This window comes from Novosphingobium acidiphilum DSM 19966 (genome assembly GCF_000429005.1).
Taxonomy (GTDB): Bacteria; Pseudomonadota; Alphaproteobacteria; order Sphingomonadales; family Sphingomonadaceae; genus Novosphingobium; species Novosphingobium acidiphilum.
In genome coordinates this window covers 1-22,676 of the sequence record NZ_AUBA01000024.1, presented here as the reverse complement: position 1 = coordinate 22,676, position 22,676 = coordinate 1, and the positions used below count along the sequence as shown (strand labels likewise).

Annotated in this window: 21 protein-coding genes; 3 read left to right on the top strand and 18 right to left on the bottom strand. The window is 57.5% G+C overall.

Annotated features, from left to right (window positions below):
- Positions 1-116 precede the first annotated feature (116 nt).
- Complete coding sequence (locus G404_RS19960) at positions 117-1,412, top strand: relaxase/mobilization nuclease domain-containing protein (RefSeq protein ID WP_169719726.1); 1,296 nt, start codon at positions 117-119, stop codon at positions 1,410-1,412.
- A 126-nt stretch (positions 1,413-1,538) separates the two neighbouring features.
- Here the strand turns inward: G404_RS19960 and G404_RS19955 are convergent, their stop codons facing one another.
- From G404_RS19955 to G404_RS19945, 17 genes are all read right to left on the bottom strand, one after another.
- Complete coding sequence (locus G404_RS19955; RefSeq protein ID WP_051280880.1) at positions 1,539-2,717, bottom strand: ParB/RepB/Spo0J family partition protein; 1,179 nt, start codon at positions 2,715-2,717, stop codon at positions 1,539-1,541.
- Entirely contained in the window at positions 2,714-3,487 is a 774-nt protein-coding gene (locus G404_RS0116125; protein ID WP_169719725.1) for a ParA family protein, read from the bottom strand. Before G404_RS0116125 ends, G404_RS19955 begins: the two co-directional genes overlap by 4 nt.
- A 69-nt stretch (positions 3,488-3,556) precedes the next feature.
- Complete coding sequence (locus tag G404_RS0116120; RefSeq protein WP_156906341.1) at positions 3,557-6,601, bottom strand: LPD7 domain-containing protein; 3,045 nt, start codon at positions 6,599-6,601, stop codon at positions 3,557-3,559.
- 14 nt (positions 6,602-6,615) lie between these two features.
- On the bottom strand, positions 6,616-8,811 hold the full coding sequence (locus G404_RS0116115) for a type IV secretory system conjugative DNA transfer family protein (RefSeq protein ID WP_028641989.1): 2,196 nt from the start codon (positions 8,809-8,811) through the stop codon (positions 6,616-6,618).
- Positions 8,812-8,836: 25 nt separating this feature from the next.
- Positions 8,837-9,787, bottom strand: coding sequence for a P-type DNA transfer ATPase VirB11 (virB11, locus tag G404_RS0116110; protein WP_245584566.1), 951 nt, complete (start codon positions 9,785-9,787; stop codon positions 8,837-8,839).
- 101 nt (positions 9,788-9,888) lie between these two features.
- Complete coding sequence (gene virB10 / locus G404_RS20200) at positions 9,889-11,286, bottom strand: type IV secretion system protein VirB10 (RefSeq protein WP_245584565.1); 1,398 nt, start codon at positions 11,284-11,286, stop codon at positions 9,889-9,891.
- Positions 11,273-12,385, bottom strand: a complete 1,113-nt coding sequence (locus G404_RS19450) for a TrbG/VirB9 family P-type conjugative transfer protein (protein WP_245584564.1) — start codon at positions 12,383-12,385, stop codon at positions 11,273-11,275. The genes virB10 and G404_RS19450 overlap by 14 nt, the downstream gene beginning before the upstream one ends.
- 1 nt (position 12,386) lies before the next feature.
- Positions 12,387-13,106: a VirB8 family type IV secretion system protein gene (locus G404_RS0116090; RefSeq protein WP_245584563.1), complete on the bottom strand. Its 720-nt coding sequence runs from the start codon at positions 13,104-13,106 to the stop codon at positions 12,387-12,389.
- A gap of 102 nt (positions 13,107-13,208) precedes the next feature.
- Entirely contained in the window at positions 13,209-13,508 is a 300-nt protein-coding gene (locus G404_RS20440) for a hypothetical protein (protein ID WP_156906340.1), read from the bottom strand.
- Positions 13,509-13,562: 54 nt separating this feature from the next.
- On the bottom strand, positions 13,563-14,588 hold the full coding sequence (locus G404_RS0116085; RefSeq protein WP_084601413.1) for a TrbL/VirB6 family protein: 1,026 nt from the start codon (positions 14,586-14,588) through the stop codon (positions 13,563-13,565).
- A gap of 47 nt (positions 14,589-14,635) precedes the next feature.
- Positions 14,636-15,436, bottom strand: a complete 801-nt coding sequence (locus tag G404_RS19445; RefSeq protein WP_051280874.1) for a type IV secretion system protein — start codon at positions 15,434-15,436, stop codon at positions 14,636-14,638.
- A gap of 1 nt (position 15,437) precedes the next feature.
- Positions 15,438-17,801: a VirB4 family type IV secretion/conjugal transfer ATPase gene (locus G404_RS0116075; protein ID WP_028641984.1), complete on the bottom strand. Its 2,364-nt coding sequence runs from the start codon at positions 17,799-17,801 to the stop codon at positions 15,438-15,440.
- Entirely contained in the window at positions 17,794-18,141 is a 348-nt protein-coding gene (locus G404_RS0116070) for a VirB3 family type IV secretion system protein (RefSeq protein ID WP_028641983.1), read from the bottom strand. The genes G404_RS0116075 and G404_RS0116070 overlap by 8 nt, the downstream gene beginning before the upstream one ends.
- Complete coding sequence (locus G404_RS20435) at positions 18,138-18,524, bottom strand: hypothetical protein (protein ID WP_156906338.1); 387 nt, start codon at positions 18,522-18,524, stop codon at positions 18,138-18,140. Before G404_RS20435 ends, G404_RS0116070 begins: the two co-directional genes overlap by 4 nt.
- Before the next feature lie 79 nt (positions 18,525-18,603).
- A complete protein-coding gene (locus tag G404_RS0116065; protein ID WP_245584562.1) occupies positions 18,604-18,963 on the bottom strand; it encodes a TrbC/VirB2 family protein in 360 nt (119 codons plus the stop codon).
- 314 nt (positions 18,964-19,277) lie between these two features.
- A complete protein-coding gene (locus tag G404_RS19950; RefSeq protein ID WP_051280872.1) occupies positions 19,278-20,024 on the bottom strand; it encodes a lytic transglycosylase domain-containing protein in 747 nt (248 codons plus the stop codon).
- Complete coding sequence (locus tag G404_RS19945; protein WP_051280870.1) at positions 20,021-20,380, bottom strand: hypothetical protein; 360 nt, start codon at positions 20,378-20,380, stop codon at positions 20,021-20,023. The genes G404_RS19950 and G404_RS19945 overlap by 4 nt, the downstream gene beginning before the upstream one ends.
- A gap of 328 nt (positions 20,381-20,708) precedes the next feature.
- Here G404_RS19945 and G404_RS20195 point away from each other — a divergent pair, with 328 nt between their 5' ends.
- Positions 20,709-21,281, top strand: coding sequence for a helix-turn-helix domain-containing protein (locus G404_RS20195; RefSeq protein WP_084601409.1), 573 nt, complete (start codon positions 20,709-20,711; stop codon positions 21,279-21,281).
- On the opposite strand, the gene G404_RS0116045 is transcribed toward G404_RS20195, so the two are convergent.
- Complete coding sequence (locus G404_RS0116045; RefSeq protein ID WP_156906337.1) at positions 21,278-21,490, bottom strand: helix-turn-helix domain-containing protein; 213 nt, start codon at positions 21,488-21,490, stop codon at positions 21,278-21,280. The genes G404_RS20195 and G404_RS0116045 overlap by 4 nt on opposite strands.
- A 150-nt stretch (positions 21,491-21,640) precedes the next feature.
- On the opposite strand from G404_RS0116045, the gene G404_RS0116040 reads away from it, so the two are divergent.
- Positions 21,641-22,663: an IS1595 family transposase gene (locus G404_RS0116040; RefSeq protein ID WP_028641860.1), complete on the top strand. Its 1,023-nt coding sequence runs from the start codon at positions 21,641-21,643 to the stop codon at positions 22,661-22,663.
- The last annotated feature ends 13 nt before the right edge of the window (positions 22,664-22,676 follow it).

Genomic DNA, 22,676 nt, shown 5'->3' with positions numbered 1-22,676 from the left:
CACGATCACCTCGGTGGGGAATGGGTGGCGGTGGTTCTACCACAAGTGCTCGTGCCATTACCGCAGGCACAACACGCGCCCAGCTCAACCGGATCACAAGCCGGGCACCTCAGGTCGTGGTCAAGATCACCGGGGCCAAGAGGGGAGCCATCCATCTCTACAGCCACATGACGTACCTGTCGCGAAACTCGAAGCTCGAATTCATCGACCAGGACGGCCAGGTCTACCAGTCAAACCGCGAGCTCAAAGCGCTGGCCGAAGAGTGGATGTTTCAGAACGAAGGTAGCAGCCTTCATCCCCGGCGGGACAACGCCGTGGACGCCCGGGCCCTGATCTTTTCGATGCCCGAAGGGACGCCGGCTGATGCGGTACGCAATTCGGCCGCTGCCGTCGCGCGCGAGCACTTTGGTGAAAATTTCGATTACGTCATGGTGCTCCACACCGATACGCCGCGGCCCCACGTTCACCTCACGGTCCGCGCTACAGGTCACAATGGTGAAAAGCTGACCTTTGCCCCCACCGATCTGCACAAGCTGCGCATGAGCTTCGCGCATGAATTGCGCGAGCGCGGTGTGGCAGCGGACGCAACGCCAAAGATCGCTCGTGGCCCGGTCGAGAAGCGTGAAAATGACCGTACACACTGGAAGCGCAAGACTTGGGAACGCAAAGGCATCTCGGCTCCCCTCGGCAAGGACGTGCGGCGCGTCAGGCGGGACCGCCCGAGTTACATCGACCGACGGGTGACAAATGCGTACCAGGATCTAGCCAATGCCCTGATGCGAAGCTCAGACCCTGAGGATCACAAGCTCGCCGCGGATGTGCGCAGTCTGATTCAAACCGACTTCCTCGATCCTATCTCCCGCGATCCAGACGTGCGTGCTGCACGCCGGCAAGCCGAAGACGAGCGCGAAAAGGAAATGTGGGCCGAGTCCTCACGAAGGTTCGAGCGTCAAAGTCAGGAGCGCATTGCGCGGGAGGCGCGCGATCGCGAGGCTGCAGAGCAGCGACTGGCAGAAGAGTGGCGTCAGTATGTCGCTGAAAATGTCCGTGAGCATCATGCTGAGGTTGACGCCGTCTTCGCCCAGGACGGATTGGGTGCAGCCTTCTACATGATGACGCCTGACGAACGCAAAATGCACTCTGCAGAGTTTGCCAGGGCAGAAGATACCCGTGTCCTCTTCGCGGCTTACGCGCGCGAAGAAAACAATATGGCGCCTGGTGAGGACGTACGCGAAGGATTGACATCGATCGAGGACATGGCGGCAATCACTGTCGCGCGGATGATCAATGACGGACACGAATTCAAGGAAGTGCCGGCATACAGGCAGTCCGGCCAGACAGTGCGGCGAGCGTCGTATTTGCCTGATCCACCCAAGCAGAGTCCCGGTGGCGATCAGGGGCCGCAGATGTGATCGCGCAAGTGCGCCCAGGGATTGAACGGAAAAGGGGGCCATCGCGGCCCCCTTCCCTGCCCTCGTGTCTGACTTGCGGCCAGATGATCTGCCGGGCCTCCCGAAGAGCGCCGGAGACCAACCGCGCTACGGTCTGAAGCCGCAGATCTTGAGTGAAGCCAACTCACGCAGATGGATCACGCCATCGATGAGCACTGCCGCAAGTCCGGCTTCCACCCTCGTTTCGAACAGCAGCTGTCCTTCGTAGCCGTCACTGGTCATCACCGTGACCTGGCCGCGTCGCTTGCTGATGTCGATTGGCGCGGTGGTGCCGACGAGGTCGGCCACTGTAACAGGAGGCTGGGCGCGCGTGGGTTGTGAGCGCTCCGTGCCATCACCACTGGGCAGATCGAGGCCTGCTTGGGGGGCGGGTTGCGGGGTCTCTTGGGGGTCTTTCATCGTCGGTTGAACGGTCTCGGGTGTTTCGGCGGAATGGGGAACAAAAGGTGAAAGTGGTGCGCTGCGCACCACTTTCTCGGTTTGTTCTCTTTGATCGCCCTGAGCGCCAGTCTGGTCCGTGTTTGGCAGCAGCGCGGCTGACAGCCCTTCAATTGTTGCTCTCGTTATCTTATCTGGCGGGGTGCGTGCCAGATAGTCTGCGACTAGCTCCGGCTCCTTTGCTGACAGGTCATGGAGTAGACCGGCGGCCATCCATCCTATCAGCGGGACCAAGACCTGAAGCTCTGGCGCCATCTCCAGACACTTCATGATACGAATGATCGTCGCATGGTTCTTCCCCACGAGCTTTGCGATCTGGCGGATCGAGAAGCGCTTGGGGTCCATTTCCATCAGCCGCTTGTATGACTGGGCCCGTTCGAGATCCGTGAGATCCGCCCGTTGCTCGTTGCTGACCAGCTGGCGCAAGAGCGTCTCAGCTGCATCGAGGCGTTCCTTCACGATCGCCGGGATCGTAGTCTTGCCGGCGAGCTTCGAAGCACGCCAGCGGGTTTCTCCGCTCCGGATAACATAGCCGGGGCCGTCGACCCTGCTGACAACCTGAATCGGCTCTTGCACGCCGATCTCACGGATAGACTCGACCAACGCCTCAAGGCGCTCCGGCGAGAACTCCTTGCGCGGCTGATCAGGATCGGGCTCGATGTCTTCGAGCGGCAGATGGACGATACGCTCGCTACCAACAGACTGGCCTCCAACGCCTGCAAGCAAACCGGTGGGATTCCCTTCAGCCTGCTTTCTCCGCTTCATGGCGGCAATTTTTCCAGCCAAAGACGACGGGTCGTACTGCTGCTCGTCCAGATCGCTGCTCACAAGATGCGCTCCCTGATCTCTTCCATCAATCTCAATATCGTATCGCGGTTTTTGTAAAATTGCCCATTGCCCAGGCCAAGCCATGGCGGAACAGACGCATTGTTGGTCGCCTGTATCAGGTTCGAGTGACGCAGTTCCGGTTCGAGCAACATGCGGGGGTACTTTGTACGCGCCATATCCAGATAAGTCTGTTGCTGGGATTTGTTGTCGAAATCAGTCACCGCAACTCCGCAGTGGTTCAACGCACGCATCCCCATGTTGACACGCAATGCGTTAAACTCTGTCACAAAATTGAATGTGCGATCGAGCGCATCGAATTCTGATTTGCCTGGCTTGTAAGGCAGAAGAATATTCTCGCAAAAGAGGCCCGAAGCCTCCACCAGAGTCCCGTATGCAACCTGGCTATCGACGACAATATAGTCATACGTCCCAGGGGGAATGGCGTCGATCGCATCCACAAAGGGCAGATAGTCAGTGGGTGGTGTTCTTATGTCTTTCCCCGAAAGCAAATCAAACGCCGTTGCAGACTGCCCGGAACTGAAAATACGCGATTGCGGTGTAAACAGCTCAATGGCAGGCCGTATAGTGCGAATTGCATACTCAACCGGGGAGGCCTTGTAGTCCTGTAAAATATTTGTAGCACTTGCCTGTGGATCGAAGTCGATGAACAAAACGCGCTGGTTCTGGCGTCGTAAATACCATGCAAACAAAACCGACAATGTCGATTTTCCAACTCCGCCCTTGTTCACATAAAACATGATCGATTTCATCATAATTCTCCGGGGTATTAAGGCGCGCGCACATCAGAGCGCACAGCGCCCAAACCCGCTCTCCGGTGTCTACTGGCTTACAGCCTGCTGCTGATTTACGCCTTCTTTCGGCGGGTCAGGCAATTTGATCGTGTTCTCGTTGGCAACACGGATCGTTGGTATCTTGAACTCGTGTCGCCCATCGAGAAGTCGCGCCACGTCGTTGGTCACCATCCGATTGAGATCGATCCCGTTCAGATCGGTGCCCTTCGTCTTGATGATCAGATCCTGCAGCAAGAGCGAGCGATTGATTTCCGCAGCCTTCATCTCGGGGTCTTTCAGGCGCTCCTCCGGCTTCATCCGCATGAAGCGCTCACCCAACGATTCCTCAACCTTGTTGCGGTTCGCCTCGCGCCACTTTTCAAATTCGGCCGAAACCTTCTGTGAAGGCGGATTTCCGGTCACCTCAAGACCTGCCTTGCGCGCCTCAAGCCACGCCATGGCACGAAACTCCGGGGTGCCATCGATCGTCACCGACTTCCAGCCCCGCTCCTTCGCAAGCGCAACCATGTCCGTGACTACGCCCACTGTCTCAACGTCGGTCGACAGTTTCCGGGCGGCCGATACAAACAGCGGCTTGTTCGCCGGACCAGGCTCGTGAAATTCAAGCTGCCGCGCCTTTTCATTGGCAACCAACACATACCTCTTGCGCAGGCCTTCGGGGATGGCATCGTGGTCCATGTGATCAGGCCACTTCGGCGCCGGTCCGTCGCCACGCTTCAACATCCGCTTGAACCGATCAAACATACCAGGTGCATGATCGGCGGCTTGCGCTTCGCCAGGTTTGCCGGGCTGATTCCTTTCCTCTCCATCGGGTCCGATTTCACGGCCCTTGGCCTTCAGTCCCTGGCGCAATGCCGCAGAAAATTCGGAAGACATCTGTATCTCAGGATTATCCCGGTCGGGTCGTTTGAATGTTCCCGCAGCATAAGCGCCGGTCTTGTTTTCCATGATCGAGGGCGAGCCATCATTCGTTTCGCGAAGAGCCTTTTCAAACGCGAGATAGGCTTCGACGGGATCTTTCGTTTTCAAAATCGTCTCGCCAGCACCCCGGCTGTTCGACGAACTCACAACCCATTCAGGGGGAGTGACCGGAGTCTCTTGTACGCTGTGCGCTTGGTCCGATTCTGATGTACCCAGCGGTTGACCCTGCGAAGCAGGAGCCACCTTGGCGGCACTTTCGGCTGCGATCGCCGCATCAAAGCTGGGCGCTTGTCTTACGTCCTGTCCCCAAGCTTCCGCCATCTCCTTACCGGTGTTCACCTCCAGGACACGGCCCATGCCAGCGGCAGAATAGGCGATGGTATCGCGGGCCTCGATCGCGCTGTCAGTTCGCAACACTTCAGTGAACACCTGCGTCTGCGAATCCCACGCCTCGACCAGCCACCGTGTCTGGGGCGCGGCGTCAGCAATGCTATTGGCAAAATGATCCACCTGAACCGGAGCGGGCGGCGCTCCAGATTGCAAACTGGTCTGTGTCCTCGCGGCAGAAGGTGCCGGGGTGCTGACCGTTGAAGTGCCGCTCGGGTCAACCGTCTGCGGCGCCTGTAACGGTTTGCCCTCAGGGGCGGATGTCTCCGGTTGACGGTTTTCTTCAGTACGGTGCTCAGCGAGCGCAATTGCCTGGCCTACTGCGGGCTCCAGCTGGTCTCGGACGGCGGTCAGACCCAGTGTACTGTTCAATTCAACATCGTTGAAATCGTTGTGGCTTGATACCGCAGCGAGCAGGGTCTCGTATTCCGCCCGATCGGCTTGCGAAATATTGGCGCGCACACGACGGCGCCCAGCCTTGTCGGGTGTACCCGCCAATTCCTCAAACTTCGCAGCGAATTCCTCATAGCGCTGCTCGCCAGGGGAAAATTGCGGGCGAACCGCTATGCCTCCAACATCGCGCGCCGCTTCGCGCGCTTTGTCATAGCCGATGTTGCCCAAGCCCCGGGGAACGTTCTTGACGTCATCGTCTGCCGCCAAAACAATGCCAATATCAGGATGCGCCGCACGAATTGCGCGGGCGATGTTGACAGTATTGGCTGCATCAAAGGCCACCACCACAACAGCTTCAGGCTTGTCGCCCTTCGCACGATCGCCGAGCGCCTTGTACAAGCTGCTGCCGGTGGCATAGCCCTGCGTGATAATCGCAACCTTGGCGTCGCGCAGTGCATGAACACCTTCGGACGCCATCACATGCATGGTGCCGGCCTTCTGCGCACCCCAGGGGAAATGTTTCACTCCCTTTTCCTCGGATGTATCATAAATCGTCTGGAGCATCCGAATTTCACCAGTGATCTTCTGCGCCGGCAGCGCAATCGCCGGAATGACGGCCGCCTTGGCAGCAGCAATGCCGGCTGCGATCTGGACCGGATCGGGAATTTCCAAAAAGAAACTGTTGGGCGTTGGGGCGATGGCCTTGCGCTTCATGTAATCCGTTGCAAGCTCTTCGACCATTTCCGAAGCGCACTCGTGGAGAATTTCGCGCTGACGCCAAGCCACACCATCGCGTTGACGGTCAATCCGCGCGGCTTCGCGCTGGGCGGTCTCCCGAGACACTTGCTGCATGCGTGCCAGCGTTTGATCATCGAGTTTGCTGGTGTCGGCATACTTGGTAATCTTGGCATTTGTCCGAAAATTGATTGCAGACAGCTTGGGTACACCTGCCATCGAAACGGTGTAGCTTCCGCCAGTGCGGTGGCCGTCTACACCTACCGGGTGGCGCGAGCCGTCTGCCACAAGCCCACCTTCCGGTACAGTCAGTCCGATACTCCGGCACTCGTCCGAAAATTCTGCCAGCAGAGCAGAATGATCGAACACTTCCGCTGCGGTGATCCTCTCTGCACCGCCATCCTTGCCATCAGCGTCAGCACTGCCGTCAGCAGACCCAGACGAAGCCGCTGCCGATGTGCCTGACTCGATGCGCTGCCGGTCAGCCTCCGACATCCAGCGGACAAACGACCTTGGGTCAGCACCCTCGGGCACGATCCACGACAAGGTCTCGCTATTGAATACCGCGCCGGCGTCCTGCACGGCAAACCTGTCTTCCATCGGTACAGTGAGCGCAATATTTTGCTCTTTAGCCATGCCAACCTCCTGCGTTAACGATAGTGGCCCAATTCTCTGGTCAATTTTTCGCGGACTGCCTGAAAATCAATCCGCTTTTGCATTTTGCTCAGCTTTGCGGCCAAAGATCCTGATGCGTAATCAGCGGTCTCGCCCATATCGGTGATGACCTGCCGAACGGGGGGGCCACCCTGTGGGATGAGGCCGCTGGTCAGCGTGACAAACGCATCGCGGAACGCATGAGCTTCCAACTGTGCACGGGTATAAGCCTTGACTGGAACTGGCGCGATTCGAAGCTTGTTGAAACGCTTGTCCTTGTACCAAACAATCCGGTGATGTTTGACCGCGCGCCCGCGTACGGGCAGCAATAGCCCGAAACGTTCATCGAGTTGTCGGATCTCTTGGGGCAGAATAACCGCGCGCGCCGCTTCGCCAGCACTCGACGAACCCAGGTTACTCTGCGGGCTCGCAAACAAAGCGGATCGGTTGTCACTACGTGATTTCGACCCGGCGGTATACGTGCCAATCCAGCTGGATATTTCCTCGCTCAGTTTCCTGCTGGATGGCGCGTAGAACAGTTTCATCTTGAGATTGTCCATCATGACCTCGGAAGAGGCCTTGTAGATGGTCTCGATGTCGGCAGGGCTCTGGCAGATCACATTGATAAGCAAGCCATAGCTTCGATAAAACGAAAGCCCGCGGCGGATCGACGGCATCTCCCCGAACTGAGGAAACTCATCGAGCAGCAGCATGACCGGGATAGCCTTGCTCTCGCTTTTAGCGTCCAGATAGAGGGGGCGACCCGTGCGGTACAACTCCGAAGCAACATACTTAAGGTCGTGCCACTGACTCCGAACCATGTGGAAACGCGACCAAGCTGCCTTGAAACCAGCCCAATAACGACCTTTCAAAGACCACCACCGAGCGGGATTGCCACGGAACCACCACCAGAACGGCGACAGCAGCGGCCAGCCAATGGCGGGGCAAAAATGGCGCCAGTGCTCGCGCACAAACTTAACGCGCCCCTTCCAGTTCATCGGCCGTTCAATCTCTTGGAGCGTATTGAGCGCGGCCAGCTGCTGGAAAATCAGACTGTAAAGGGGGGCGACCTTGACCAACTCACCAGGGGGCGAAGACAGATAGATGGTCATCCGTTTGCTTCGCATGTCACGCAGATCAAAATCGCTTTTTTGCGTCAGATAGTCGACGCGTGCGTCCGACCACAGCGTCATCCGCGAATTGAGCGTAGCTGCCACATTGCGCGCGGTCTCCCCGTTGCCCGCTTCGAACAGCATAACCATTGAAGCCATGATCACCCTGGCCTGATGGGTGGCCCTACGGCGTACCTCTTCGTCCTTGTCACACAAGCTCAAGAATTCACGCAACGCCTTGCCCGGCGCGACGTTCAGAACTTCGTAGATTGAGCCCATCGTCCAGGGCATGGACGATTCAGCCGCGACATAGGCGCCGATGGCCACGAACAAGGCTTGCGGGCTATCCGTAAAAAAGGGGTTGGTGCCATCCGTGTAGGGAATCAGCTGGCCGGCCACCACCTGCAATTCGCTGACAACCTGTATGGGATCATCACGATTGATATAGCCGAGCACATTAAAACTGTGGCTGCGCCCGTCCTCATTGAGCACATCAAGAATGTAAATCCGGTTCTTGAGCACCTTGCTGCGATGACCCGAAGTGATTTCAAAATTTTCCCGCTTGATGTCCGTGACGAGCGCAGAGCCCGGCCAGCTAAACAGGTTCGGAATCATGAAGCTGACGCCCTTGCCTTCACCGGTTGGTGCACAGACAAAGGTATGCTGCCCCTTGAGCATCGACGCGCGCAGATACCGGTTCTTCCACAAGCCCAGGATCGGCCCATCCGCATCGAACAAACCCATGCGCTGGACATCGCGGTTGTTAGCGAGCCGTTCGTTGCCGTGCAGACTCTGGCGCTCGAACAGCAAGCTGGATCCCAGCGCAACACCCAGGACGGCGGCGAGGCAACTGCCCATGACAAGCGGTGCAAAGACCTCGGGAGACCCGGACAGTTTCCACACCATCAGCGCAACGGCAGGGAATTTCTCTGGACCTGACTTGAAAAACTGGTTGAGCAGGTGGAGTTTGTAGAGCACCAACAGCACGCCGATGATCGGCGCAAGAATGGCGCTGGCGGCGGCTCCCAAAAAAACCGCCTCGCCGATCGAGAAGTCGCTACGCTGATATCGGGTCTGCATGCAGTGCGTCCATTTCAGAGGCCCTTCACAAATCAGGGATCAGCCACACTTCCGTCATGCGATAGCGTGCAGGCATGCCATTCTCCGGCGGAAATTTGTGCATCTGGACGACGATATCGATCAGGCTGTGCAGCATGGCTCTGATGTCTTCGCGTGCCAGGTTCTTGCCGGCATCCGATTCCTTGACGAGCAAGGTCAGCTGTTCCAGCGCGCCCTTTGCCGTGTTCGCGTGCGCGGTGGTGATCGAGCCGGGGTGTCCGGAATTGACATTGCGCAGATAGAAGAACGCCACCTCGTCGCGCAGCTCCTGGAGCAAAATCCGATCCGGCCGCATGCGAAGCGCCGATTCAAGCAGCTGCTTGGCACCGACCTTCGACTTGCTCTTGGCGTCCTTGGAATACATCATGTGCACGCGGTTGCGGTGGCCAACCACAAGCTCACGGGTATCCTCAATCGTCAGCACCCGCTCGTAGTCGGGAATCAGCTTGATGAGGGCTTTGGAAAGGCTGGTCTTGCCCGACCCTGTAGCGCCGCTGATCAATATATTCTTGCGAGCCTTGACGGCTGTCCGGAAAAACCCCGGCCAATCATTCTGTGCTCGCAAGGCAAGAAGCTCATCATCACCCGAGCGACCGTCACCAAACCCGCGCACTTCATTGAAGAGCCCGGCCCCGGCAAAATCGTCGATATCCATATCGGTTTTCGACGCCTTGCGGATCGTAATCGAGACAGTGCCGGCCTCGACCGATGGCGGGATAACAATCTGCACACGCTCGCCGCCAGGAAGCACCGAAGAGCAGACGCCCGACACATCGTTGACGTCTTGCTTGGTCAACGCGGCGGAGAGCTTCGCCAGCGAAATCAACCAATCGTAGCTGAACTCGGGTACTTCGAAAAATTCCCACCCATTTCGGGTCTCGACAGCCACCTCGAACGGCCGGTTGATGGTAATTTCGCTGACGTCGTCACGCGCCAAGAACGGCGCAAGCGGAAGAGCGTGAAAATCATAGTTGGCGTGATCCGACGCATGATGGCGTGCATCATGCTCCAGAGATCCAGCGTGTGCCGCCCCGGGTTTCACCGGCGGAGCCTCACACCGTAGACCGAACTGAAATCGAAATCCTTTGCCACGAAGATGCTCGCCAGATCACCCTGGTTCTTCTTCAGGACCGGTGGAATGTTGATCGTGTTCTGCAAAACGGTTTGCGCCGCTGAACTGGGAACCTGCGTGGTGTTCGATCCATAGCTGGCGACAGACCGGCCGACGATGTTGGTCGCATCCTCGATCACCGAGAGCATCAGCGCCGCCCCGAAGCGAGCCCAGAACTGGCTGTCAACTCCACCCGCAACGCCGGCGCGGCCGAGCTCATCAGCAGCTGGCGAGCCCAGATCGATTGCGACACCGCGCGGCGTGAGCGCACGTATCCAGACCACAAACAAGCGCGCTTGCCCTTGCTGGATACCGCCCGAATACTGCCCCAGGACTTTGGTGCCCTTGTCAAGAAGGACCACCTTGCCGTCTTCGCTATAGACGTCGTGATTGATCACGCACGCGACAAATCCGGCCTGGGTGCTGTTAATCGCGGTCTGCATGGTGCACGGGATGAGTGTCCCTGCCGCCAGCAGGAAGGACCGGTTTGCCACCATCGTCGCGCGCACGGTCTCGATCCTGGCGTGCCCAAGCTTGCTGGTGAAATCTGTGGCTCCCACAGAAAGGCCATTGCCAGGAAGAGCGCTTCCACCAGGTAAGGCTGCGGGCGCGACAGGCAAAACCGGGCGAGCGGTTGGGACAGATGTTGGAGCGGGCACTATACCTTCAGAAGAACCTCCTGCCTGGGGCACAGGTTGATAACTCGCAGAAAATGCCATGACGGGGGCGCGGCGGGCGGCATCCGCCATCTGCTGACGGGCGGCGGCGCGCTGCATCGCAGGCGTGATCGGCTTACCGGCGCCTGGTGCGCCCGGTGTGTTGGTCATGGTCGTCTGATCGGGCGGAAGCGGCTTGCAGTCGATACCGACCGCAACCCCGGCCGGAACCCCAGGACAATTTACCGGAGGCGGAATGGCGCCTGAATTGGGGCCCAAAAGACCAGCGATCTGAGATTGCGGATTACCAGGCGGCGGCGGCGGCGGGGGCGGTTCTTTATTGGTTTTGTTCGGATCGACGGCAGTACCTTGGGATGTAGTCTGGGGCTTGACCTTTGAGGCATTGGAGTAATTAAGTACCAACGTACCCACAGAGCCAATAATCAACGCTGCAGCGCTGGCCGCCGCAAGCCAATACAGGCTGATGCCCGAACCCAGCTTCGCAGCATTTTGTCCCGAGATCTCGTCGGGGACGGCATCTGGATTGAGCCGTGAGCGCTCACCGCGCACTTCGCCTTCATCATCGCCATCAGCCATGCCAAAATGCTGTTGGAATCGCTGACCTTCAGGTTCGCCCTGTTCATGGCTATGATCATTATTGTCCGTCATTGCCGTCCACCCTGGCGCCGTCGCCCTTGTTGCCAACGGGATCTGCGGGGCGCGGTTTGACCACGCGCTCCACCACATTGCTCACCGTACCTGTCCGCAATGCCCGATCATTGCGGGGCGGTGCCTCGTTCCATATGCACAGCACCTGCTGGCCGCGGCGCAGCCGAAGCTGCCGGTAAACCGCATGGATCACCACGAAGTCTTCGCGGATATCAAAGGGAACGATTTCCTCAGCCCCATCGCCATTGACCGCAAAGATCGACGGAATATCCGCATGCCCCGGATAGCGCAGCACGGTGAACTCGCCGTTGTCGCTGATTTCGGTTGGAGCCAGCGTATCATCACCTTGTTTGGTATACCGAAAATTGCGCTGGCCCTCGATGACCGCATGATCGAGCGCTTGCAGCATGACACTGGTCTCGGCGCTCTGTGTCTTGAGCGCGGCTTGTGTCGCAACGACCGTCTGCGCTATCCGCGCGGCATCGCCCGGATAGCGGAACCGCACGGCAAAAATCGTCGCTGAAGGCTGCATGGTCAGCTGAAAATGATACGTGCGCGGCCCGAACGCAGTCTGCGTCAGCACGATCAAATTGGTATCCTGCGCCTTTTCTCTGGGTTTGAGAAAAATGACGTTGTCGACCGGAGCAATTTGCCAGGAAACCGTGTCGCCCAGCGCCACCTGGCTCACTTTCTCACCCTGACCAAACTGGATCTCTACCGCATGGCGAAACGCGCCGCTCAGCACCACCACCTGATCGGGATCATAGTCCACATCGCGGACTCGAAAATCCGCCGCACCCACCTTGGGTGTCTCAGCAGCACGGACAGGAACTCCAGTGGCCGATAAACACACGGACACGCCAATTACCACGCAGCCGATTGAAAAGGCATAAAAGCGGGCATAAATGCGAACCATCATCCGCCAAAACCGACTGCGCTCACCCTTCTCGGTCAGCACCAGTTGGCTTGGCGGCCGCGAGGCCCTGACCGATGCAACCGCCGGCGCAGCATCGATATCAGCGCTATCACCTTCAGCGATCTGCTGCGCAGCGCCACGTGGCATGACAGTCCAGGTTTTCTTGAAGAGCCAGAGCAGCATTTCAAACCTCCGGATCCGCGCGCCAGTTTTCAACCTGAAAACCCAGCGGGTTGAGAAGCCGATCACGTTCCTTGGTCGGCGCTGACGTATAGCGAAACGTCATGGTGGCGACCCAATTGACTGCGACCGGGGGCGTTGCACCGCGGGTTGTGATCTTGGTGTAGCGAACCTGTGCCACACTGGATGACAGGAACGACACCGATCTGACAGCAACCTCGACGAACCCAGCGTTGCCAACAGACACTGCCGGGCTGGACGGATTGGATGGGATCATCGCGTCGCGATAGCGGGCCGCCTCAGTGGGATCGCTCATCGCCCCAACGGCGTAACTGTTCTGGTCAGCCGCCTGGGGCAGCCACCCTTCACGCAAGCGCGTATACTGGCCCAGAAAGTGACGGGTGACAGCATCCATATCTGAAATGCCTGGCGGCCCTTTGAGCACGTCGACGATCTCGGTCTCGCCTGTGCTTTTGTCGACCTTGATGACATAGGGCACAACGGTTTTGAGCGGCGTCATCAGGACCAGAGCGACGATCGCGCCCATCGTGCACAAACCAGAGCAACCAGCAACGATCCAGGCAACAGCCTCGCTGCGCTGCGCACTGCGGACACGGTCGGCTTCCCAACTGGCAGCGCCCCTGAAATAATCGTCTTTCTCGGCCGGTGTCACAAGCTTCGCACCGGCGGTAGGACCTTGATGAACTTGCGGACGTTTCATCATGCAGGATTCCCCCTGGCGGTGCCCGCATCATTGGGAGCAAAGCAAATTGCGCACCGGGACCCCGAAGCAGAGTGACGCCCACATCGAACGGGCAAACCGATCTCAATTAGCGATGGCATCGTCAGGCTCCTCGGGGGAAGGTTTGTGCGGCTCCGCCAAAGGCTTGCTACGGCCAGGTGAGGATGCCGCGGGTGCCGGTTGTGCATCGAGGAGCGGCACTGCGGCCGCGTCAACACCTTGCTCACGCGGCAACATCGGCACGGGCAAGCTCGGCAGCACACTGCCATAGATGTTGGCGGGACGCCGGCTTTTGCCGTCACACACCGGCAGCTTCTTGAGCGGAGTCCCTGTGCAGGCGCTCAGGGCCAGTGCCCCGAGCGCGATAATTTGCCAGTGCTTCATACCTGATCCTGTTCGAAAATTGCCCTTGGCGCGGCCATTGAGCGATGCCGCCCGCTAGTTCCGGATGCTCCCACCTTTGGCACCGCTTCCGCCAGCACCGCCACCGCCAAGCTTCCGGCCTCCGAGCTTGCCGAAAACCGCCCTGTTGAGCCCGGCCTGAAGCACGCCGTGTCCACCGGAAGCGGTCCCGCCGACGATACCCGCAGCGATGCTGGGCGTTTCGAAGAAGAAGATGGTGCCAATGCAATACAAAATAACACCATTTACCATTATGATGACAGTTGCAATGGCGTTACTCGAAACCATTGAGGTCGCGCCCAAGCTCTGCAAAATAACTGGTATTTGATTTTTTATAAGTGTTGTAATTATTCCCGTCACAATTGACATAATAACATTCAATAGGGAATAATTAAGTGTCTGGCGAAGCCAGCCATCAAAGAAGAATCTAGATGATGGAAATAACAAACTGGCAAACGCCAGTGGCGCAAGCGCCACGCAAATCTGCGTCCCAAGTAACGCGAACGCAATAATCACAAATCCGATCAGTCCGCTCAAGCCGGCAAAGATATATAGCAAGATAATACAAGCATACGCTACGGCTTCATCAACGAGAGCAACCATCGCTGCGCCAGTGAGCGCACCCATAAATCCTTGAGACTGTAAAATTTCTTTGTTGACAGGATCCAGTATCGCCTGGCCAATCTGGCCAACTTCGTTGACATAGGTGTCAAACAGAGCACCGGCGTTGCTGACTTCTGTCCCGCTGCCCGCACTGATTATCGCTGTAGAAATAGCCGGCACCCCCGAGACAATCACGCTCGAATAAAACGTTGCCCCTGCTGCCATAAAAACCAGCGCCGTTTTGCCTATTTGCCAGGCCAGTTCCTTAAGCGGCGTCTGGATCACACCGCGCATCACGCCAAAGCCCAAAATCAAAAAATAGACAACCGCACCCATCGTCAGCGGCCCAACAACCAATCCAGCCAACCCATTGCCAAAGGACGATGTGCTGGTTGTGATTGTACTTTGCAACGCATTGTACATTGACGAAAAGACAGAGATAGTCGGGAACGCGGCCATGGTCCCTTACTTTCTTTTGGAGCGGATCACGGATGCTTGCACCATGCTCAATTTCCAGCGGGCTGCGAAGGATTTGAGGCCTGCGCCTGTGCCGCCAATGTCGCGCTGGTGGCAGCGGCACGCGATGCAAAGGCATTCTGTGCCGCAGCCGCGTTCTGCGCGTCCTGCGCCATCTTGTACGCCTGCAACTTGAGCATATCGTTTTGGAGATGCGCTTGCTCAACCGCGATACGCGCCTGAAGGTCCATGACCTGTTTGGGATCAGATGCGGTATCGAGTGCTGAGCGCAACTGCTCCAGACCGGTCGTGCGGTTCGCGGCCACCTGTTGCAGATTTTGCGCATAGGCGGCCTGCGTGGCAACCTGACCGGTAGTCTGCTGAACCAGCTGGTTGTATTGCTGGTCAACGGTCGAATTGCCGCTGGAGGTAATCTGATAGCCTGATTGCAACTGCTTGGCCTGCTGGCCAATCGCGCCGAGTTGGGTGGTATTTCCCGAAGCAAGGGATGTCAGATCGGTGACGCCGTTCATAATATCGCGATTTTGCGCGGCGCTGAGAATTGTCCCGATCGAATTGACATTGGTAAGCTGCTGCAACGACGCCAGTTGCTGCTGAGCCGTCTGCACCGCCATAACTGCCTGCTGCACTTGCTGTGCTGTGTTCGTAACCGTCGCCAGGGCTTGAATGTAATTGGTACTGTCGAAGACCGGAATGCCCTGAGCGCGCGCATCTGATGCTGCGAGCACCAACACAATGCCTGCTGCTGCGCACAAGCCAGGCAGCGATCGGCGCGCCAGCAGAGCCAGCCCATTCGCTTTTCCAAATCGATGAGGCTTGGTCTGTTTCATGTCAGCTTTTCCTTTCGCTCGCATAAAAGGCGGGAAGCCAGGCATCGGGATTGGCGCCGTGCCGGTTGATTGCATTTTCCATGACCTTGATCGTTTCTTCGCGCCCGGACAGTACATCGAGCTCATTTTTCAAGCCGGCCAGATCGAGCCTGACCACCACGCTGACGTGACCCTGTTTGACCAGAAAGCAGCGGCTCTCAGGGGTCAAATCCTCCCTGATCAGCTTGAACTCGGCGCGGGTCAGACCCAGCCTGCCGATATAATGTTCTTCCTGTGCGCGCGAATTGGGCAGCAAAATCAGCGTCGCTGTCTGCTCAACGATGGTGGCAGCGATCTCTGAGCGCAACGCATCTTCGGGAGATTGTGTTCCAAATATCAAAAAGCCGTTGCGCTTGCGCCAGGTCTTGAGGCCATCCTTGATGAAAGACTGGAAAGTCTGGTCTCCCAATGCCTTCCAGAATTCATCGATATCAACCACCACCCGGCGGCCATCGAGCAAGGCATCAATACGCTGAAACAGGTAGGCCATTGTCGGCGCACGGATTTCCGCGTTTTCCAAAAAATCGGTCATATCGAAGCCGCAGAAATTCGCTTCGAGCGATATTTCATCGGCCCTGTTGTCGAAGGCCCAACCCAGCGTCCCGCCGGCGCACCAACGTTCTAGCCGGGCTCCGATCCCTTCTGGATCCTCATAGCCCAGAATTTCACGCAAAGAGCCAAGCGTCCGCTGGTGCGCCGGTTGACGCATCACAGATTGCAGGCCCTCGTCAATCGCCAGATTGTCACTCACGGTGAACGGCTTGTTCACGTCGGTCACGAGTACACGGATAAAACCTTGCAAAAACGCCACGTCTTTGGGCGTATTCTCCAGGGCCTTCAGTGGGGCGAAACCGGTTGGCTTGCCGTTTTTGAGCGGCAGATAGGTGCCACCACACGCGCGCACGAATATTTCCGCGCCGCGATCCTTGTCGATGAAAATCCGTTTGGCGCCGGTCTTTTCCAACTGGCACATCATGAAATTTTGCAAGACCGTCTTGCCACCCCCGCTCGGGCCGATGATCAGTGTGTGGCCAAGATCGTCGAGGTGGAAATTGAACGAGTACGAGGACTCTGCGCGCGTCTTGAGCAGCGTGACCGCCTCACCCCAATGGTTCCCGGATTTCTTCCCGGCGGGGTAGGTATAGAACGGGCTGAGCGCGGCAAAATTGCGGCTCGTGATCCGCGCCGGACGGGCTCGCAGGGAAAAGTTGCCAGGCAGTTGTGCCCAGAATGCGGCTTCCAGGGCGTAATCTTCGCGTGCCATGACCATGCCGGTGTCGCCGGCAGCTACGCGCGCCTGTGCAAGCCGGTCGAGCAGGCGCGTATGGTTCGTGTCCATAACCATCAGCGAAAGGTGATGTTCCCCCAAAATCCAGTCATTGGCCATCAACCGATCCGCCCCAACGAGCAGTTCCTCGGTCTGGCTCAGCGACAGATCATCCGAAGAGGCCATTTGCCGGTATTTCTTTGTGAACCGGTCGACCGCAGTTGCCTTGACCTCGGGCGCAAAGGACTGGGTCAGGACAAATCCAAAATCGAGCTTGAGCAGATCGTTGAACTGACCAGGTCGAGTGGTCGCGACATACTCACGGATGCCAAATATGCCCGCAAACTTGGATTTGCTCGCAGTGCGTACTTCGATCAGTTCACGACCAAAAATGATCCGCGACGAATAGAGCGCCTGTCCAAGCTGCCCGCGGATCAATGGGACTGGTAGCCTGTCCCCGGTCATGATGAAGTGCAGCACTTCCATCGGCTGCGAAAAAACAACCCCGTTTTTGTCGTACAACCCCAGAACGCTCGGCTTGCAATCGACCAGCTGGCGTTCGAGCTCGCGACATTTCTCGTTGAGCAGTGCGAGCGTCTTCCCGTCTACGTTCTGCGATTTGCTACGTCCAAATATCCGCTGGAGCTCGGAGCCGGCGGCTTGCGACGGCTTCGCAAGAACGGTCAGGTAAAACTCGTTGGCGTAAAGAACCGCAGCACCAAGCAGGTCGGCATATTTCTGGTTGAGGTGGTGGGCAAAGCCGGAGGTAAATTCCCCGGCCAGCAATGGATCAACTGCGGTGCGCACCAGATGGGTCCACATCGCAAAGCGGTCATCGCCGATCTGGCGCAGACCGATGTTCATTTTCTGGTGCCAGGCGTTGAGATCGCCGGGATCGCACGTCTCGAACGGACGACCCTCGACGCGGTACATACGCATCAACGCGCCGCTTTCCAGAGACACCGTTGTGTCATCGACATGGCGCAAATACGGGAGCCATTTGACGTGATCGACCTCGCGGGCCAGTTGGGCGCCAAATTTGAGCGCTGACTTAGCCATGGGCGAACGTCTTGCGCTTGGCGCCCCGCACCGCCACCGGGCTGTAGCTGCCGCCTCCCCAGTGCTGCTTATTGCGAGCAAGATAGGTGGTCTGGCAGTAGAGCCCGATCAGGCGAAATGCGTTGATTTCATAGTGGACGATCAGTCGCGCCGGAAAATACAAGGCGGCAAAGATCAGCGCCGGATAGACCGGGTTATGCAGCAGCGCCCAGACCAGCATGCACAACATGCCAATCGGCATCAGGGCTTCCAGCGGCAACCCCATGAAGACCGCCGGGCGCGTCAGCGCCAGATAGACTTTGTCTTCCACGAGACGCTCTTGAACAGTCTCGGCCGTCATCGACCAGGTTCCGCCTGGATATGGTGATGGTGGTGATGTCCGACAGGAGGGGCAGCGTACGGAATGCCAGTTATAAACGTGACTGTGAATGGGCTGACCGCTAGTAAGCCAAAACATAAAACAAAAACGAGGTGACGAAAGCAGCGGACCCAGAAAAAAAACCATGCCACAAACAAACAAAATGAAACGGGTAAGCTCAGATAAAAAATTCCGCGGAGGCTATTCACGTCTCTTTCAGTCAGAGTATGATGGAGAGGCGGCAGTGCCTGCAACAAAACACCGGCGATCGCCAAGGCAATCAGCCAGTAGTTTATGTTGAACAGCCCACGGGCAAAACGTTCGCCCAACGTGCGCGCTGATTGATATTGCGTCCAATACATCATCAATCCCCTTCATGTCTGCAAGCCAGGAGGACCCGACAGGCGGCTACTCACCAACCAATTGCGGTGATCTATCGGGACCTCAGCTCCCGCTGGAAAACCAACCGACGATAGTCGACGCAGAGAAAATGATCCCCAGGCCGACCATTACCGAAATGACCGCTGGCCACTGCATCCGGCCCGTGAGTTTCATATAGCCAACACCCATCACCGCCAGAATGCCCACTACAGAGGTGATACCGGTCAGCCACGATTTGATCGAGTTGAGCCCGGACGTGATCGCGTCGGAGCCTGATCCGGAGGCTGTGCTTTGAGCAAACGCCGGATCGACCAGCGCAACAAGAGCTAAACCTGCGCCGACGAGGGCGGCCTGTTTGACCATCGGGTTGCGTGCAATGTCGCGCAATCCGGTCACAACGCTATGGAAATTGGTAGAACGCATTGGCTTCGTCTCCTGTCTGGCTTGCGTGGGTTCAATCTGGGTAGAAATTAGAAATTCAAAGTCGTGCAGCGCACTCGCGGAAGCTTCAGTGCAATGCCACCGCCGCCGGGCGAGGCCTGGGGGGCTGTTGGCGGGCCAAATCTATTTGCTCCTCGGCCCATTGCTGAAAATCCCCCTCATCACCGGCAACGTGCTGGCGAGTGACAGACGCGCTGATCATCTGCAGCTGACGGCGAGCGCGCCACATCTGAAGACCGAAGTTCATGAGCAGCTCCCATACAGGCAGATTGCAAATTGGACGTGTGCGCTGGACATCAGAACACCATGACTTTGCTGGCAGGTACCTCGCCAAGCACCCACTGCGAGCCATCGGTGGACGTCGAGGACGCTGCTCGCTGATCGAGAATTGAACGGACTTGCGCTGGCGCAGGTGATGCGTTCGTTGGCACTGGTGCGTTCGGCTCTCGCGGTGAAACTGCACCATGTGATGATGAATTGGCTTGGGCGAAAACATCGGCATATTCATTGACTGCGAGGATGTCAGACGACGAGATTGCGGATTTGTCGGGTGCATCTGTCGGGCCAATCATGGCAACGGCTTGCGGGTTACCCGCCGCACGCCAGACCTTGGCGACATACCCATTTGCGAGCCCCGCGCTCATCGATCCGGTGTTATAAAGCGAATACGCCGCCGCGATCGCGGCAGGTCCTGTGGCTACGCTGGTTGCGCGGGTGTACGCGGCCATTAAAATCCGCGCTGCCGCCCCGAGATTTGTGCATGGCTCGAATGCCTGTTCAACTCCAAGGCCAAGCCAGCCCAGATTGCGACTGTTGATCTGTCCCAATCCGATATCAACACTGTAACCCGCAGCAATATACCGATCTGCAAGTGCCACCGCTTCGGCCAGGGTACGGGCAGAAACCTTGGGTCCATGATTGATGTGCAAAGCCAGCGGATTGCCACCGCTTTCCACTTGAACAACCGGCAACAGTGCGGACACTGCCACCGCAGGAGCGCATTGGTTCGCAAGGGCGGCCAGTGTGGCGGCGGCGTAGATCATAAATCTGCGGCCAGCATCTGCGCCCATGCCTGCAACTGTTGTACCTGGTCAGCGCTCAGCTGGACCACCTGCACCTGATTGTTGAAATCTTTGTAGAGGTAGTACCAGGTGGGCTGTGCCTGGCCGGGCGTGCTCACGGCAAACAGCTGATTTCCGAAATTGCCACCAGCGGGGGTCATGGTGATGCCAGAGCCCGCGCAAGTCGGCATGCCACCACCCGTCAACAGCGACGCGAAGAATTTTTCGATGGGGGGGACGCATTCAGCATAGGTCAGCGGACTGCCTGGGGTAGCAAGGCATAATATAACCTCGCAACCATAGGTGTTGTCGTCATCTGCACGCGCCGGAGCCGCCATGCCCAGCGCTAGAACCGCACAGACTATATACAAACGGCGCGGTACACTTCGGCACATCCTACAGCCATCCCAAAACATGCCAATAATGGGGCTGCGAACCGCTGCCCCATTCGAAAATTTGGCTGCGGATCTCACGGTTAAGCCAAATTCGGCAGAAGCGTCGCGGTGCATCGGATAAACTCAAAAAATTCTCTTGAGTGTAAAAAGTATCCGGTTTTGACTCGACTGGCAACCCCCTATATACGCATTTGGTGGCACGGGGTTCGCAACCCCGCGTAACGATTATTCTTTTTGAACTTCGGATCGCTCCTGGAATTGGCTCTGGAAGATGACACGGCGTATCGCGTATTTGGCTACAGGCCAAAACCAACCTACTGAAGTTGAGCAGCATCAAGCCTTCAAAAAGTGGCGCATTGATAGTTATGTGGTAGAGGGCCCCACTTCTCCGGGACAGCCCCCGAACGAATGGAACCGCTTGGTCAATCCACAAGAGCCCGACTCATTAAAGACCGGCGATATGCTTGTTATCTATTCATTGAGCGCGCTGCCATTCAAAACGTCAACGATAAATACAGCGCTATGGCGTTTATCAAGGCGCGGAGTTACTGTCGTGATAGCGTATCAGGACTTGGTTGTAAAAAACGAGCCTAGCAATGATCTGTTCCGATTGATTGATGGCTATGAGCAACAGCGGCGCCATGCAATCGGCGCAACAACCAGTAGAAAACTTGAAGTGGCCATAAGACTTGGGCGCCCGCGCCGATTAGCAGCCGAACAATACGGGTATGTGAAAAGTTTGCTTGACGATGTAAATTTAACCCGAGGCGAGGTTGCCGAAAAGCTTGGCGTAACAAAATCTACACTTTATAAATACATTGCAAAGTACAAGCCGACCGATTAGACGCCATCTATGATTTCAGACATTTTGCATCCGAGCGCTGAACAGATAATATTCATTTCATCGAGATCTATAAATCTTTTTTCAGCGCATTCGATCATTTGAATATTCGTAATTTCAAGGCCGCTCACGGTAGCCAATGCTTCAATGCTCAGCTTCGCGTCCAAGCGAAGGGCTCTAACATTACGCCCAATGGTTGCTGCTGCGGCCATGATATCGAAAGTGACATCTGTTGGCGTCATATTTTCCGTGCCTATCCGCTTGACGCATACACCCACTACATCTAGTGGCTGCCTTGTGGCGCGCGCCTGACTTTTCCTGCGGCTTGGCGCCACCCAAAGCGGTTGTAAAGGGTGGGGATTGTGGACGTTCTTGACCGCGACAAGCTGCCGTTCCCGAAATCCCTCCCCGAGTTCCAGCGGCTTTTCCCGGATGATGGCGCTTGCGCGGCCTGGCTTGAAAAAGCTCGCTGGCCTGATGGATTTGCGTGCCCACGCTGTGGCGTCGTCGGCGATCCGTTTCGTTTCACCACTCGGCCTGTCATCCTGATGTGCCGCTCGTGTCGCCGTCAGACCGGCCTGATGGTCGGCACGGCCATGGAACGAAGCCACATCCCGCTCAGCGTGTGGTTCTGGGCCGCTTACCTGGTTGCGAGTCAGACGACCGGCATATCTGCCGTCCAGTTGCAGCGCCAGCTTGGCCTGACCCGGTACGAGACGGCCTTTGGCCTGCTCCATAAACTGCGCGCCGCGATGGTGCGCCCCGATCAGGATCGGATCGGCGGGCAGAGCGGTCAGCATGTCGAGGTCGATGAGACCTGGATCGGCGGGCGAACGCGCGGCGAAGGCCGGGGAACCCACCACAAAACGCTGGTGGTCGCCGCCGTCGAAGTTCGTCACCGGGAGCCTGGCACTGGCCAAGACCGCCGCCGGAACGGACGCTATGCCGGAAGGGTTCGATTGGCCATCGGTGCAGACCGCAGTGCCGGTGCCCTTGGTGGCTTTGTACAGAGCGCGGTCGAGCCGGGAACGCTGGTCATCACCGATGATTGGAGCGGCTATAGCGGGTTGCAGGGCGGCGGTTACGACCATCACGCCATCGCCCAGTGTGGCGACCCGGAGGTGTCCGAAGAGTTCCTGCCCATCGTCCATCTGGTGTTCTCAAACCTCAAAGCGTGGCTCAACGGCATCCACCACGGCGTCAGCGCCAAGCATCTGCAAGCCTACCTCAACGAATTCACTTTCCGCTTCAATCGCCGCTTCTACCCGTTCAACGCCTTCCGATCCCTCCTTGGGATCGCCAGTGATATCGAGGCGCCGACCTTTGCCGAACTCTACTCAGGCCAATGGACCCATCATACCATATCTAGTGGGTGTATGCCTTAAGCGGATAGGCACG

Bases quoted from the DNA above. Each gene is read 5' to 3' on its own strand.
- G404_RS0116070 (WP_028641983.1), bottom strand. From the start codon at position 18,141: ATGACGGCCGAGACTGTTCAAGAGCGTCTCGTGGAAGACAAAGTCTAT.
- G404_RS19450 (WP_245584564.1), bottom strand. From the start codon at position 12,385: ATGCTGCTCTGGCTCTTCAAGAAAACCTGGACTGTCATGCCACGTGGC.
- G404_RS0116125 (WP_169719725.1), bottom strand. From the start codon at position 3,487: ATGAAATCGATCATGTTTTATGTGAACAAGGGCGGAGTTGGAAAATCG.
- G404_RS19950 (WP_051280872.1), bottom strand. From the start codon at position 20,024: ATGATCTACGCCGCCGCCACACTGGCCGCCCTTGCGAACCAATGCGCT.
- G404_RS20435 (WP_156906338.1), bottom strand. From the start codon at position 18,524: ATGATGTATTGGACGCAATATCAATCAGCGCGCACGTTGGGCGAACGT.
- G404_RS0116120 (WP_156906341.1), bottom strand. From the start codon at position 6,601: ATGGCTAAAGAGCAAAATATTGCGCTCACTGTACCGATGGAAGACAGG.
- G404_RS20195 (WP_084601409.1), top strand. From the start codon at position 20,709: ATGACACGGCGTATCGCGTATTTGGCTACAGGCCAAAACCAACCTACT.
- G404_RS0116065 (WP_245584562.1), bottom strand. From the start codon at position 18,963: ATGCGTTCTACCAATTTCCATAGCGTTGTGACCGGATTGCGCGACATT.
- G404_RS19445 (WP_051280874.1), bottom strand. From the start codon at position 15,436: ATGAAACAGACCAAGCCTCATCGATTTGGAAAAGCGAATGGGCTGGCT.
- G404_RS0116075 (WP_028641984.1), bottom strand. From the start codon at position 17,801: ATGGCTAAGTCAGCGCTCAAATTTGGCGCCCAACTGGCCCGCGAGGTC.
- G404_RS0116115 (WP_028641989.1), bottom strand. From the start codon at position 8,811: ATGCAGACCCGATATCAGCGTAGCGACTTCTCGATCGGCGAGGCGGTT.
- G404_RS19945 (WP_051280870.1), bottom strand. From the start codon at position 20,380: ATGGCGGCTCCGGCGCGTGCAGATGACGACAACACCTATGGTTGCGAG.
- G404_RS0116090 (WP_245584563.1), bottom strand. From the start codon at position 13,106: ATGATGAAACGTCCGCAAGTTCATCAAGGTCCTACCGCCGGTGCGAAG.
- G404_RS20440 (WP_156906340.1), bottom strand. From the start codon at position 13,508: ATGAAGCACTGGCAAATTATCGCGCTCGGGGCACTGGCCCTGAGCGCC.
- G404_RS0116045 (WP_156906337.1), bottom strand. From the start codon at position 21,490: ATGGCCGCAGCAGCAACCATTGGGCGTAATGTTAGAGCCCTTCGCTTG.
- G404_RS0116085 (WP_084601413.1), bottom strand. From the start codon at position 14,588: ATGGCCGCGTTCCCGACTATCTCTGTCTTTTCGTCAATGTACAATGCG.
- virB10 (WP_245584565.1), bottom strand. From the start codon at position 11,286: ATGACGGACAATAATGATCATAGCCATGAACAGGGCGAACCTGAAGGT.